Annotated in this window: 12 protein-coding genes; 10 read left to right on the top strand and 2 right to left on the bottom strand. The window is 55.9% G+C overall.

Going from position 1 to position 13,189, the window contains the following annotated elements; all coding sequences use genetic code 11:
• Positions 1-565: 565 nt before the first annotated feature.
• The 7 genes from HJB83_RS22410 to phbB all read left to right on the top strand — a co-directional run bounded on the left by HJB83_RS22410 (position 566) and on the right by phbB (position 7,696).
• A complete protein-coding gene (locus HJB83_RS22410; protein WP_409079182.1) occupies positions 566-2,083 on the top strand; it encodes a sugar ABC transporter ATP-binding protein in 1,518 nt (505 codons plus the stop codon).
• Positions 2,084-2,104: 21 nt separating this feature from the next.
• Positions 2,105-2,944 carry an MBL fold metallo-hydrolase gene (locus HJB83_RS22405; RefSeq protein WP_221159593.1) on the top strand — a complete coding sequence of 280 codons (840 nt, stop codon included), beginning with the start codon at positions 2,105-2,107 and terminating at the stop codon, positions 2,942-2,944.
• A gap of 9 nt (positions 2,945-2,953) precedes the next feature.
• Positions 2,954-3,787 carry an MBL fold metallo-hydrolase gene (locus HJB83_RS22400; protein ID WP_221159592.1) on the top strand — a complete coding sequence of 278 codons (834 nt, stop codon included), beginning with the start codon at positions 2,954-2,956 and terminating at the stop codon, positions 3,785-3,787.
• Positions 3,788-3,852: 65 nt separating this feature from the next.
• Positions 3,853-4,818 carry a helix-turn-helix domain-containing protein gene (locus HJB83_RS22395; protein ID WP_221159591.1) on the top strand — a complete coding sequence of 322 codons (966 nt, stop codon included), beginning with the start codon at positions 3,853-3,855 and terminating at the stop codon, positions 4,816-4,818.
• A 54-nt stretch (positions 4,819-4,872) separates the two neighbouring features.
• Positions 4,873-5,628 (top strand): SDR family NAD(P)-dependent oxidoreductase, encoded by a 756-nt coding sequence (locus HJB83_RS22390; RefSeq protein WP_221159590.1) that lies wholly within the window; start codon positions 4,873-4,875, stop codon positions 5,626-5,628.
• 77 nt (positions 5,629-5,705) lie between these two features.
• Positions 5,706-6,872, top strand: a complete 1,167-nt coding sequence (locus tag HJB83_RS22385; protein WP_221159589.1) for an acetyl-CoA acetyltransferase — start codon at positions 5,706-5,708, stop codon at positions 6,870-6,872.
• 101 nt (positions 6,873-6,973) lie between these two features.
• Positions 6,974-7,696: an acetoacetyl-CoA reductase gene (phbB, locus tag HJB83_RS22380; protein WP_221159588.1), complete on the top strand. Its 723-nt coding sequence runs from the start codon at positions 6,974-6,976 to the stop codon at positions 7,694-7,696.
• A 99-nt stretch (positions 7,697-7,795) separates the two neighbouring features.
• Here phbB and HJB83_RS34620 read toward each other — a convergent pair whose 3' ends face one another.
• Both HJB83_RS34620 and HJB83_RS34615 read right to left on the bottom strand, forming a co-directional pair.
• Positions 7,796-8,311: a hypothetical protein gene (locus HJB83_RS34620; protein WP_311044490.1), complete on the bottom strand. Its 516-nt coding sequence runs from the start codon at positions 8,309-8,311 to the stop codon at positions 7,796-7,798.
• Between the two features lie 3 nt (positions 8,312-8,314).
• On the bottom strand, positions 8,315-8,977 hold the full coding sequence (locus tag HJB83_RS34615; protein ID WP_311044489.1) for an MFS transporter: 663 nt from the start codon (positions 8,975-8,977) through the stop codon (positions 8,315-8,317).
• Positions 8,978-9,856: 879 nt separating this feature from the next.
• On the opposite strand from HJB83_RS34615, the gene HJB83_RS22370 reads away from it, so the two are divergent.
• The 3 genes from HJB83_RS22370 to HJB83_RS22360 form a co-directional block, all read left to right on the top strand.
• A complete protein-coding gene (locus HJB83_RS22370; RefSeq protein WP_221159587.1) occupies positions 9,857-10,597 on the top strand; it encodes an SDR family NAD(P)-dependent oxidoreductase in 741 nt (246 codons plus the stop codon).
• Positions 10,598-10,899: 302 nt separating this feature from the next.
• Positions 10,900-12,432, top strand: coding sequence for an acyl-CoA carboxylase subunit beta (locus tag HJB83_RS22365; RefSeq protein ID WP_221159586.1), 1,533 nt, complete (start codon positions 10,900-10,902; stop codon positions 12,430-12,432).
• Positions 12,433-12,537: 105 nt separating this feature from the next.
• A partial coding sequence (locus HJB83_RS22360) for an ATP-grasp domain-containing protein (protein ID WP_311044488.1) occupies positions 12,538-13,189 on the top strand: 652 nt, incomplete at its 3' end.

The raw sequence follows: 13,189 nt of genomic DNA, 5'->3' as shown, positions 1-13,189 counted from the left end.
ACGTGTCCGCCTTACCAACCTTCCGGGCTTGCCGGCAAGAATCCGCCCTGCTGAAGGCGGCGGATACTGGCTCTCGTTCCTTGCGCTCAGATCCCGGATGGTGGAGTTTCTCCGCAAAGAAAAGTCGTTTTGCCAGGACATGATGGCCTCCATGGAAAAGGAGGCCTGGATCGCGCCGGAACTCTACTCTTCCGCTTACGATCCGCATCCTTGGAAGCTGCCGCCGCATACTCCGGAATCCCGCCTCTTCGCCCCCGGACAAATCGGTGCCATGCGGCGCAACGGAAGCATAAATCCGTGGGCTCCCTCGCGAAGCTATGGACTCGTCGTCAAGCTGAACGACGATCTTGAACCCGAAGCGAGTTTCCATGCGCGGGCAAACAACGTTTACCACGGTCTGACCAGCGTATGCGAGAGCAACGGCGCACTATGGATCGTATGCAACGGCTACGGTGCCCTGTTAAAATATTCCACATTGCCCGGCGTCGAACGCGCCAGTGAAGCCGTAGTGAAACGCAAGACCCCCCGCGAGCGCATCGCGACCTTTCTGGCGCGCAAGTCGCCCGTGGAAAATGCCGAGAAGGCGACCGCACTCGAGGTCATCGATGGAACCAAGTACTACGGTGATGCTGCGGCTATCGAGGGTATGAACCTCACCCTCAAGGCCGGCGAAATCCATGCACTCCTTGGAGAAAACGGCGCGGGCAAGTCGACGATTTCAAAGGCGATCGCCGGTGCGATTCAACTGACCCGCGGCGCCATCCATGTCACCGGCCGGCCGATGCGATTCCATTCCTCCGCTGACGCGCTGAAGGCGGGTGTAGCAATGGTCTTTCAGGAAACGAGCCTTGTCCCCTACATGACCGTCGCACAGAACATCGTGCTGGGAAATGAACGTGTTGCCTTCAGTCAACGCCGCATGGAGATCGAGGCACAGGAGTTCCTGGCGTCCCTGAACTTTGCAGGCATTGACGTCACGGTCTTCGCATCCTCGCTTGGCCGGGGGCATAAGCAGATCGTCGAAATCGCCCGTGCGCTGTACAATGACGCGAAGGTCATCATTTTCGACGAGCCGACGGCGTCCCTTTCTCCTGGGGAGACTGCCCGCTTCTTCGAACTCCTCGAGATGCTCAAGCAACGCGGGGTCGCGATCGTCTTCATCTCCCACAATCTTGAGGAAGCGCTCGATCTGGCCGACAGGGTGTCGATCATGCGCGACGGGAAGCTCGTGGCGACCGGCGCCGCCAGCGAGTTCAGCCGGTCTTCCATCGTATCCCACATGGTAGGGCGCGAGGACGCCGGAAAGCACTATACGATGATCGGACGACGTGCGGAACGCTGGACGCGTAAACACAAGATCCTCTCCGTGGAAAACTTGCGGTATTCTCCGCTCGTTAAGAACATGTCTTTCTCGGTCTACGAGGGGGAGATCACCTGCATCGCCGGTCTCGTCGGCGCAGGCCGGAGCGAGATGGCCAAGGTCGTCGCCGGTGTATACCGCCGGGACATCACCCTCGGCGGGAAGATTTATTTGAATGGGGAGTCGGTAAGCTATCGCCAGCCCATTAGCGGTATCCGGGATGGCATCGTGTATCTGACAGAGGATCGGAAGATCGACGGCATTTTCGAGACAATGGGAATCGAAGAAAACATCTATCTGGGCCATCTTGCGATGAACTCTAAGCCTCTGGCGTTTGTTTCGCACAAGGTGTCGAGCGCAATCGCCAAGCGCCTGATCGAGCGCCTGAAGGTCAAGTCGATCAACATGCGGCATCCGGTCAACCGCCTGTCGGGCGGCAACCAACAGAAGGTGGTGCTCGCCAAGGCACTCGTCCAAAAACCCAAGCTGCTTATCGTGGATGAGCCCACGCGCGGCGTGGACGTTGGCGCCATTGAGGAAATCCATTCCGCCCTGCGCGAGCTGGCGCGGGAGGGCGTCGCTGTCGTGGTCATCTCATCCTACCTGCCTGAGGTCTTGAAACTTGCTGACCGGGTTCTAGTAGCACGCCGGGGGCAAATCGTTGCGGAATTCGCAAGCGCCGAGGCGACGGAAGCGCGGATCATGGCCGCAGCCTTATTTTAATCGAACGCGAAGGAGAGTTAAGTGTCGTTGAAAATTGAAATCCTAAATCTGGGTGAGTACGAGGCCGAATGGTCACGTCAGGTCCAGTACAAGACCCCAGGACGTATGGTGAGAACCAGGATTGTATCCTACCTTATCCTGGGCAGTCCGGAAGGACCGATTCTTGTCGATACGGGCTTCAGACAACTGCCGGGAAGCGACCGCCCGGTTACAAGCACTGACGCGCATTCGCTGGAAATGCAGTTGGACCGTTTCGGCCTCAAGCCTGCGGATATCCGGTACATCATTCATACGCACCTGCATTCGGGGCATTGCGGCCGCGACGATATTTTTCCGACCTCGTCGACCGTTGTCGTCAATCGGCGGGAACTCGAAGTCGGCTGCAGCGGGCTCGATTGCGATGACTACGCCGCAGTTGACATGAAGCATCTGATCGACCGGGTCCATACCCAGGGTGCCGCATGGCTACTTGATCTGGACTCAGGATCGCCAGTGGAAATTGTCGAGGGAGTTTCGCTCGAACTCTCGGGCGGTCATACTGAAGGATCTGCAAATGTACTTGTGGAAACGGAGGAGGGGACTGCGGTGATCTGCGGTGACCTGGTGTTCCACGTCCATGAACAGCTCGTTGATCCGATGGGTCAGGTCAATCACCGGGAGCCCCGTATTTCGGGCAGCATGGCGGTCAGTCAGGTGGCGGAACGCACAGCACTCAAGAAGGCATTGTCGAAGGCTTCCTGGCTCCTGCCCATGCATGATGGACCTGCGAGAGTGGCCCCCGGCGGACTGGTGATCGGGCGTGTTACCGGGACCAGCATTCCCGGCCCGGTCACCGAGCTCGAGGCGTTCAGGACGACATAGAGGTAAGATATGAGCTTAGAAATTGAAGTAATGACGATCGGACAGGTCTATGCCGAGCGGGCCTTCGAAGTGAAACACATGCAGCCCGGTCGTGTTTTGCGGGTTCCGGTCAATGTGTTTCTAATCAAGGGTCTATCCATGGGGCCGGTCCTTGTGGATACTGGTTTCCGTAAGCCTGAAATTATGGAAACGATCGGCATGAGGGCAACGGTCTCGGAGCATGAGCACCTGGAAAACCAGCTTGCCCGGCGCGGGATCGCATTCGGTGACATTCCTTACGTGATCCATACGCACATGCATATCGATCACTCAGGAAAAACCGATTTGTTTCCGATGACGACGACGGCCATCGTTGCGCGAGAAGAACTTGCAAGTGCGGCCGGTGGTTTAGCAGGCTGGGCTTACCCGTCACAGGACGTGAAACACATGGTCGACCGTGCTTACACCAAGGACGCGGCATGGCTCATAGACGGCAAACCAGGCGACGTTATCGAACTGCTCGAAGGGGTCGCTGTTCAAATAGCCGGAGGTCATTCTGCCGGATCACTCAACATACTCGTCGAGACGGACGACGGTATCGCGAACCTGTGCGGCGACGTGATCTACAGTTTGCACAACCAATGCCGTGAGCCCTTCCGCGAGCGCAACCTCTACGAACCGCGCATATCAGGCAACACTATTTTCAGTGAGCGTGACGAGAAGCGCGCGATGAAAAACATCTACTACAACTGCCGATGGCTCGTTCCTAACCATGATAGGCCGGTTCGAATTCTGGAAAATCAGGGTAAGATCCTCGGCAATCCCCTCGCTGGCAACATAGTTCCCGGTCCGCTAGCCACATAAAGCGCGTACGATGAGCATTCAAATGGCATTCAACGTAGTCAACATGATATCTGGGAGGATACACCATGCAGACTGTTTTCGACACAGCGCCATTCAGGGCACAAAAGCGGCTATCTGCATGGCAGGATGCGATTTGCGAGCATTACGCAATCGTAAACGTGCAGCAGTTGTCTGACGAGTTCTATTGCGGACAGATCCGAGAAGGACTGCTTGGGACTTTAAAATACACCATGGCTTCGGGCACACCGAATATGGTTAGCAGGGAGCCAAAGCATCTATCCGTTTGTCAAAACGATAACATTTTCGTCCAATTGGTCCAGTCAGGCAAGTGCGATGTTGAGCAGCGGGGCCAGTATTTCACCGACACGAGAGGCCGTGCTATCGTATTCACGGTAGCTGAACCGTATACACTGCGATACCAACAGAGCCATCGCAGCGTATATGTTGAAATCCCCCGCGAGGAACTCAAGAAGAGGACTAAGATTGAGAATCTGAAGTGCCTCGGAAGTCTCGATCTTGGGGAGGGAACCGGCAGGCTTTTCCACGATTACTGTATGGCAATCTACCGCAACTACGAATCGATGAGCCCAGCTGAGCGAGAGTTGGTTGGTTGCCACCTGATCGACTTGTTTGTCATGGCGGCTTCCCGCAAGGCGCCTGAAGAGAGACTTGAGGTCGACATCAAGGAAGCGCGCAGAAGCGCTGTCAAGTTGTACATCGAGAACAACTTCAATCGTCCTGCGTTGTCGGCCGCGACGATCGCAAAGGAAAACGGCATATCGCTTCGCTACCTGCACAACCTGTTCGAAGACACCGGCGAGTCGGTGTCCGAGGTTTTCTGGGACATGCGCGTGCAGCACTCCCGTGAACTGCTGCGTTCACCCGCGCACGTGGGCCAGAACATTACCGAAATCGCTTACGCCTGCGGATTTAATAGTTCGTCTCATTTCTGCAATCTGTTCAAGCTGAAATTTGGGGAGACGCCAACTGAATTCAGGGTTAGGGCGGCTCGCGAGGAACTTTCCAACTAGTGAACGCGCCGAATCTGCGTTCTGAAATAAGTCAAAAGGGGTTTGGAGACCGTTATGAATCTTGAGGGTGTGGCAGCTATAGTAACGGGTGGAGCGTCAGGTTTGGGCCAGGCGACGGCCCAACGTTTTGCAAAGGAAGGCGCGAAGGTGGCGATCTTCGACCTCGACACCTCGGCTGGTGAAGCCTTAGCGCAAGAGGTCGGTGGGATATTCGCGAAAGTTGACGTTACCAAGCCGGAGGACGTATCGAATGCTCTATCTGCCGCTGCGGCGGTTCACGGCGAGGCCAGGATTCTGGTAAACTGCGCGGGCATCGTGGCGGGTGCCAGGGTTGTTGGCCCGGACGGCCTCCCGGCGAACTTGGCAGATTTCGCGCGTGTCATAGAAATCAACTTGATCGGCACATTTAACGTCCTCGCCCAGTTTGCGGCCCGCCTGTTGAAGATGGAGCCTCTCGGCGAGGAAAGAGGCGTGATTGTCAACACAGCATCGGTGGCAGCCTTTGACGGCAAGATCGGGCAAGCCGCTTATTCCGCCTCCAAGAGCGCCGTTGCAGGCATGACGCTACCGATTGCCCGTGAATTCGCAAAGCACGCCGTTCGCATCGTCTCCATCGCGCCGGGTATCTTTGGAACGCCTATGCTCACGACGCTGCCTCAAGCTGCACAAGATCGTCTCGGAAAACCTCTTTTTCCTGCGAGACCAGGATATCCCGACGAATTCGCAAGGCTTGTTAGAGATATCGTCGGAAACCCAATGCTCAACGGCGAAACCATCCGACTCGACGGGGCAATCCGGCTGGAACCCTGATGTACAGGCCAAATGGCTGACTGACAGGGCGTCCGGTCGATGGCCTTCAACGGGAACACAACATACGGTGATATAAAGTGGCTACATGCATCATTGGCTGGGCGCACACAAAGTTCGGCAAGCTCGAAGGCGAGACGCTCGAAAGCCTGATCGTCAAGGTCGCAAGTGAGGCGCTCCAGCATGCCGGGATCGGTCCGGAAGATGTCGACGAGATCGTGCTCGGCCACTTCAATGCAGGGTTCTCGCCCCAGGATTTCACGGCGAGCCTGGTGCTGCAGGCTGACGACCGGCTGCGTTTCACGCCAGCGACGCGGATCGAGAACGCGTGCGCAACCGGTTCGGCCGCGGTGCGGCAGGGCATCCGCGCAATCGAATCCCGGGCCGCGCGCACCGTATTGGTGGTCGGCGCGGAGCAGATGACTGCGGTCCCCGGCCCGCAGGTCCAACAGAACCTGATCCGTGCGTCCTATATGAAAGAAGAAGCAGACATTCCTGCCGGTTTTGCTGGTCAATTCGGCAAGATCGCCGCCGGCTATTTCCAGCGTCATGGCGACCAGTCAGACGCGCTTGCAAAGATCGCCGCCAAGAACCACAGGAATGGCGTTGCCAACCCCTACGCCCATATGCAGAAGGATTTCGGGTACCAATTTTGCCGCACCGAGAGCGACAAGAACCCATTTGTCGCTGGCCCGCTGAAGCGCACCGACTGCTCACTGGTGTCAGATGGTGCGGCCGCAGTAGTGCTAACCGACGTCAACACCGCGCTCTCCATGAGCCGTGCCGTCATCTTTCGTGCCAACGAACATGTGCAGGACTTTCTGCCCATGTCAAAGCGTGACATCCTATTGTTCGAGGGGTGCGAGGCTGCCTGGAAGCGCGCGTTCAAAAGCTCCCGCCTTTCGCTCGATGACCTTTCCTTTGTCGAAACGCATGACTGTTTTACCATCGCCGAGCTGATCGAGTACGAAGCGATGGGATTAGCCAAGAGGGGCGAGGGCGCCAAAATCGCCTTGGAAGGTCAGACAGAGAAGAATGGACGCCTGCCGGTCAATCCATCCGGCGGTTTGAAGGCCAAGGGTCATCCCATCGGCGCAACCGGTGTATCGATGCACGTGCTGAGCGCAATGCAGCTGATCGGAGAGGCCGGCGGTATCCAAGTGCCTCACGCGACGCTTGCCGGTATCTTTAATATGGGCGGTGCCGCAGTCGCAAATTACGTGTCAATCCTAGAACGCATTCGATAGCATCTTACAAAGCTATGGGGCTGAGAGGAAGATATAGTATAATTTAGGTAGAAGACTTATGAAAAAATTAAAAACTGACCTATCTGAACAAAGGTGAGAACATGGCACGCACCGCACTCGTGACCGGCGGTTCGCGCGGCATTGGCGCAGCGATTTCCATCGCGCTCAAGGATGCCGGCTACAACGTCGCTGCTAACTATGCGGGCAACGACCCCGTCGCCCAAAGGTTTTCTGAGGAAACCGGCATTCGCATATACAAGTGGTCGGTTAGCGACTACGAGGCCTGCGCCGCAGGTATCAAGTCCGTGGAGGCCGATTTCGGCCCTGTGGACATCCTCGTCAACAATGCGGGCATCACCCGTGACGCGATGTTCCACAAGATGACGCCGCAGCATTGGCGAGAGGTGATCGACACCAATCTCTCGGGCGTATTTAACATGACGCACCCGCTATGGGGCGGTATGCGCGAGCGCAACTTTGGCCGGGTTATCACAATCTCGTCGATGAATGGCCAAAAGGGCCAGTTTGCCCAGGCGAACTACTCGGCAGCCAAGGCCGGCGACCTTGGCTTCACTAAGGCGTTAGCGCAGGAAGGCGCGCGTGCGAATATCACCGTCAACTCGGTCTGCCCAGGCTTCATCGCGACGGACATGGTAATGGCGGTTTCCGAAAAGATACAGCAATCGATCATTGCTCAAATCCCGGTTGGTCGATTTGGCGAGGCAGCCGAGATCGCACGTTGTGTGGTCTTTCTCGCTTCCGACGACGCCGGTTTCATCACTGGCGCAACCCTTTCGGCAAACGGAGGGCACTACTTCGCGTGATGTTGCGGTGGCGCCATCAGGTCGCCTGATGTAGGCGCAGGGAAGGAGATCGTCGATCTAGCTTTCAGGGTGGAGTTGACCACAATGGTGACATGTCGCTCAGATAGCCGCCCGATGGTGAATGATGGCTACTCCAGCGAATGCTGCTATCGCGCAGAAACCGATCGCAACGTTGATCCACAATGCGGGAAATACTCCAATCCCATGCATCATGAAAGTGAGCCCGAACGGAGCGAATGCGGAACTGCACTGCCGTGCAGCCGTGATCCATCCCATGTGCTGGCCGTAGCCTGTGCGCCCGAACAGTTCAAGCGGCAGAGTTCCGCCAACAATGCTCATCATGCCCGATCCGAAACCGAATATGATCGCGAATGCGGTTGCACCGATCAGCGACGGCGCATTGATTAGCAACATCGCCAGCCCAAGCGTCAGCGCAGCGGTCGCGCTGACAGCAAGTCGTGTCTTGTTTATCAATCGGCTCGCGACTTGGGATGGCCCAAGCAAGCTGGCGATAAAAACGCCTGCGCTACCAAGACCGATGGCCACAGTGAGCGGCACCATGTGGACGAAGATCGCCGATATTATAAAGCCCTCGAATGCAAAACCCGCCAGCATCGCCTAAAAAACCGTTGTGCGCTTGAAGTGATTTGGATCGCCGGTCAAGTCTGGCAGTTCTCTAGGCAAAACCCACGCCGTTTTGCGTGTCAACGACGCCAGCCAGGTATGGATCGGCAAACACACCATGAGTTGCAGTGCCGCAAACACAATCAATACTTCCCGCCACGTCAGGTGCTCCGCCAGAAACGTTGTCAGCGGCCAGAACAATGTGGAGGCAAATCCGGCAACCAGCGTCAGGTGGGTAATGTCGCGTTGAGCGTCTTTTCCGGAAATCTGAACGATTGCAGCAAAGGCCGTGCTGTAAAGGATAAAGCAGGCGGCAAGCTCCATCGCAAGCACGCCGATTGCGAAACCGAAGCGGCCCGGCGCAAGAGCGCAGACGAGCAGAGAGAATGCAGCCGCGAACGATCCAGGCCCCATCAGGCGGCCAGCTCCGAACCGATCAGCCCAACGGCCCGAGAACGGGGAGAGCAGCGCTCCTGCCAGCAATCCTAACGATAGAATACCGAATACCCATTGTTCGGACCATGCGAGTTCAGCAGCGACGCCCGGAGCCAGGATACTGTAGCTGTAAAAGAGCGTACCGTAGCCGATGATCTGCGTAGTGCCGAGCGCAACAATCATTGCAATCCGTTGCGTGCGTTCCGGCACCGTCGTGCTCATAGGCCTGGAACCATATCGTTGATCCGGTCGCCATCCTCCTTGGTGAAGGACGCAATCATTGTGCATAGAGGCCAAACAGAGAAAAATTGGTCTTAACGAAAATAAATAATGTAAACATTCCCGAACTTGCGCTCTACAGAGCGCGGCCCGGCATACGCAAGGAACCGAGCATTATCAACCGGCCCCAGCCTCTTGGTTGTCCGGCGCGCACCGCACTTAGGCAAATCTCCACAACTCACAATTTCCATGGCCTTTCATCTGATCGAGAAATCATCTCGGCATAGTGTTTATGGAGATCTGCGAGTGATCTCTGCTCGTGCTCATCAATATCGCAGCACTGCCGCAACGCTTGCTTCACAGCGCATCGGGTGTTGCGGCATTGCGCAAATACCGCGCCTAATACGACCTCGATCTAGAACCTTTTCAACGTTCAGAATGTTCGAAACGTTGCTACGGCTTCGCGATCCAACGCAATTACTTTATAATGAAGCGGACGCACACCTACGGCGGGATCTGCAGCAGTCCTTTCGGTTTCGTCTGAGACTGGGCATAATCTGATATTGGCTGAGTGAAGACCGCAAACGCAGTCGAAGAACTCTGAACGTGACGGGCGGCCCGGCGAAGCTGCCGAACAACCGCGGAATCCCATCGAATGTTGGATTTTCTGATAGATAGCTTAGTCAGGCACAGGAGGCGGAGCCGTCCGCCCGCAGTTCCCGCGAAGATCTGCCTATCTTGTCTCGAATATAAAATTGCACATCCATTAATAATCGCGTGCACTCTCAAGCAATCGGGTTAGCCGTCTTGGCGCTATGAACGGCAACTGTCCACCGGACGACGCAAGCGATATTGCGATTTCTATTGCTTTTGGAGGAGTGCATGACATTGCCAATGAAAGGCCGCATCGCATTGGTGACGGGAGCATCTCGTGGGATTGGCCTATCGATTTCTACTAAGTTAGCGGAAGCGGGCGCTCATGTCATTGCGTTGGGTAGGTCACTGGGCGAACCACGAAAACTCGACCAAGACGACAAATTCAAATCCGGGAAAATTACACCGTACAGTATTGATCTGAGGCAGTACGATCAGGTTTATGAGTTAGCCCGTTCCCTTGATGTTACCTTTGGCAAGATAGACGCGTTAGTTTCATGCGCTGCTATCGTACATCCTCTCGCGCCGCTTGGAGAGATCGACCAAAATCTCTGGGATGAAACCCTTTCGGTTAATCTGACAGTCAACTGGCACCTGATAAAGGCATTCGATCCTCTCCTGAAAAAATCTGATGCCGGGCGGGCAGTATTCTTTACTTCAGGCGTCGCAACGCTTGCCTGGCCTAATTGGGCGCCATATTCAGTATCTAAAGCGGGACTTGACCAACTGGTCAGAGTATACGCAGCTGAGTGTAGCTCCGGGATGATTAAAGCCAATCTTTTCAGCCCTGGACCGACACGGACGGGAATGCGCGCCACGGTTGCTCCCGAGGAAGATCCTCTTACCCTACCCACGCCGGACGAGGTTGCGCAGAAAGTCATAGCCATGTGCCTCCCGGCGTTCTCCGAAACCGGTAAGATCTACGACTTTCGCGCATCAAGATTAATGGAATTCCAGAGGCCATGTTAAGCGTTGTGGCGGTGGAGTTCTGCGATACGATCGAGGTTTGACACAACGGACGCAATGAGGCTCGGATTAAGATGCTTATGCTAGCCCAGTACCATATGGCTAGCCAGTCTGTTCCAATGAATCTCGCGGCAACCGTAATGTCACCCCTGCCGGACGGATATCTGTCTAGCCGCCACGTTCACAATTTTGCGGGAGTGAAGTTTGCAAGTTTAAAGTTCACTCGTTTTACGCATGACTACGTGTTTTGTGCGCCCAGTCTCCCGATGTAACTGCGCGAGCAAAGCATTTTTGAAGGATATGACATGCGATCCGTTCTAGAACAGTTGGAATCCAGGCGGGCCGAAGCCAAGCTCGGCGGAGGCCAAAAGCGCATCGACGCGCAACATGGAAAGGGCAAGCTGACAGCCCGTGAACGACTTGAAGTTCTTCTGGATGAGGGCTCGTTCGAAGAGTATGACATGTATGTCACACATCGCGCCGTTGATTTCGGAATGGCGGATCAAAAGGTCGCAGGCGATGGAGTCGTGACCGGCTGGGGCACGATCAACGGTCGCCAAGTGTACGTTTTCTCGCAAGACTTCACCGTCCTTGGTGGATCGCTGTCTGAAACCCATGCGCAGAAAATCTGCAAAATCATGGACATGGCTCTTAAAAATGGCGTCCCCGTGATTGGCCTGAATGACTCCGGCGGAGCGCGAATTCAGGAAGGCGTGGCATCGCTGGCTGGCTATGCAGACGTGTTTAAACGCAACGTCGAGGCGTCGGGTGTCGTGCCGCAGATTTCCGTTATCATGGGACCTTGCGCTGGAGGCGCTGTTTATTCGCCTGCCATGACAGATTTCATTTTCATGATCCGCGACAGCTCATATATGTTCGTGACCGGTCCGGATGTTGTGAAAACCGTCACAAACGAAATTGTGACCGCTGAAGAACTTGGTGGAGCAAGGACACACACGACCAAATCATCTGTAGCAGATGGGTCCTTCGAGAACGACGTCGAAGCTCTGGAGCAAATCCGACGGCTTTTCGATTTCCTGCCCCTAAATAATCGTGAACAGGCTCCGTCCCGTCCATTCTATGACGATCCGGCACGCCTAGAACAGCGGCTCGATACGCTCGTCCCAGACTCTTCGAACAAGCCTTACGACATGCGCGAACTGATCGTCACAATAGCGGATGAGGAAGATTTTTTCGAAATTCAGGAGGCTTTCGCGAAGAATATTATTACTGGTTTCGCGCGCATCGAAGGGCAGTCCGTGGGTGTTGTTGCCAACCAGCCTATGGTCCTAGCAGGATGCCTTGACATCAATTCCTCCCGCAAAGCCGCACGGTTCGTCCGTTTCTGTGACGCGTTCAATATCCCAATCCTCACTTTGGTCGACGTGCCCGGTTTTCTTCCCGGCACCTCCCAAGAATATGACGGCGTCATCAAGCACGGCGCTAAACTGCTGTTCGCTTACAGCCAAGCGACAGTCCCCATGGTCACATTGATCACACGAAAAGCTTACGGGGGAGCTTATGACGTCATGGCGTCGAAACACATCGGCGCGGACGTTAATTACGCTTGGCCGACTGCGGAAATAGCGGTGATGGGCGCCAAGGGGGCTACGGAAATTCTTTACCGCTCCGAACTCGGTGAACCAGAAAAAATCGCGGCTCGGACAAGAGAATACGAAGAGCGCTTCGCCAATCCGTTTGTCGCTGCAGAACGCGGTTTTATCGACGAGGTCATCATGCCGCATTCGTCACGCCGCCGTATTGCCCGTGCCTTTGCTTCTCTGCGAAACAAGCGGGTGGACACGCGATGGCGCAAGCACGACACGATACCACTGTAACCGTCTGAGCATGCCCTGTCCTCAACCGTCAGTGATGTCTCGCCATGGGGAACGAGAAATTTGCCATATGTCTCTGGCTCTGCAGTCGAAACAGGAAATTTCCCCATGAACATTCATGAATATCAGGCCAAGGCTCTGTTGAAGACCTTTGGCGCTCCGGTTGCGGAAGGCGTCGCTATCTTCTCGGCGGACGAAGCCGAAGCGGCTGCAAAGTCGCTTCCAGGCCCGCTCTACGTCGTCAAGAGCCAGATCCATGCTGGCGGTCGCGGCAAGGGCAAGTTCAAGGAACTCGGCGCCGATGCCAAGGGCGGCGTTCGCCTGGCTTTCTCCATCGACGAAGCCAAGGCGCATGCCAAGGAAATGATGGGCAACACGCTAGTAACGGCGCAGACTGGCGAAGCCGGCAAGCAGGTCAACCGCCTCTACATCGAAGATGGCGCCGACATCGCCCGCGAACTCTATTGCTCGATCCTTGTCGACCGCTCGGTCGGACGCGTGGCTTTCGTGGTATCGACCGAAGGCGGCATGGACATCGAAGCCGTCGCCCATGACACGCCGGAGAAGATCCACACGATCGCGATTGATCCGGAAGCCGGTGTGACGGCTGCCGATATCGCGGCAATCTCTGGCGCGCTCGCGCTCGACGGCGCTGCCGCCGAAGATGCGAAGTCGCTCTTCCCGGCGCTCTACAAGGCCTTCAATGAGAAGGACATGGCGCTGCTCGAAGTCAATCCGCTGATCGTCATGAAGGATGGCC

Origin of the sequence: Rhizobium sp. NZLR11 (assembly GCF_019685115.1) — a bacterium.
Lineage (GTDB): Bacteria > Pseudomonadota > Alphaproteobacteria > Rhizobiales > Rhizobiaceae > Rhizobium.
Note: the sequence above shows the minus strand (reverse complement) of the source record. Positions and strands in the feature narration are given on the sequence as shown.

Excerpts from the sequence above, each read along its gene's own strand:
- HJB83_RS22400 (WP_221159592.1), top strand. The coding sequence starts at position 2,954 with ATGAGCTTAGAAATTGAAGTAATGACGATCGGACAGGTCTATGCCGAG.
- HJB83_RS22395 (WP_221159591.1), top strand. The coding sequence starts at position 3,853 with ATGCAGACTGTTTTCGACACAGCGCCATTCAGGGCACAAAAGCGGCTA.
- HJB83_RS22390 (WP_221159590.1), top strand. The coding sequence starts at position 4,873 with ATGAATCTTGAGGGTGTGGCAGCTATAGTAACGGGTGGAGCGTCAGGT.
- phbB (WP_221159588.1), top strand. The coding sequence starts at position 6,974 with ATGGCACGCACCGCACTCGTGACCGGCGGTTCGCGCGGCATTGGCGCA.
- HJB83_RS34620 (WP_311044490.1), bottom strand. The coding sequence starts at position 8,311 with ATGCTGGCGGGTTTTGCATTCGAGGGCTTTATAATATCGGCGATCTTC.
- HJB83_RS34615 (WP_311044489.1), bottom strand. The coding sequence starts at position 8,977 with ATGAGCACGACGGTGCCGGAACGCACGCAACGGATTGCAATGATTGTT.
- HJB83_RS22370 (WP_221159587.1), top strand. The coding sequence starts at position 9,857 with ATGACATTGCCAATGAAAGGCCGCATCGCATTGGTGACGGGAGCATCT.
- HJB83_RS22365 (WP_221159586.1), top strand. The coding sequence starts at position 10,900 with ATGCGATCCGTTCTAGAACAGTTGGAATCCAGGCGGGCCGAAGCCAAG.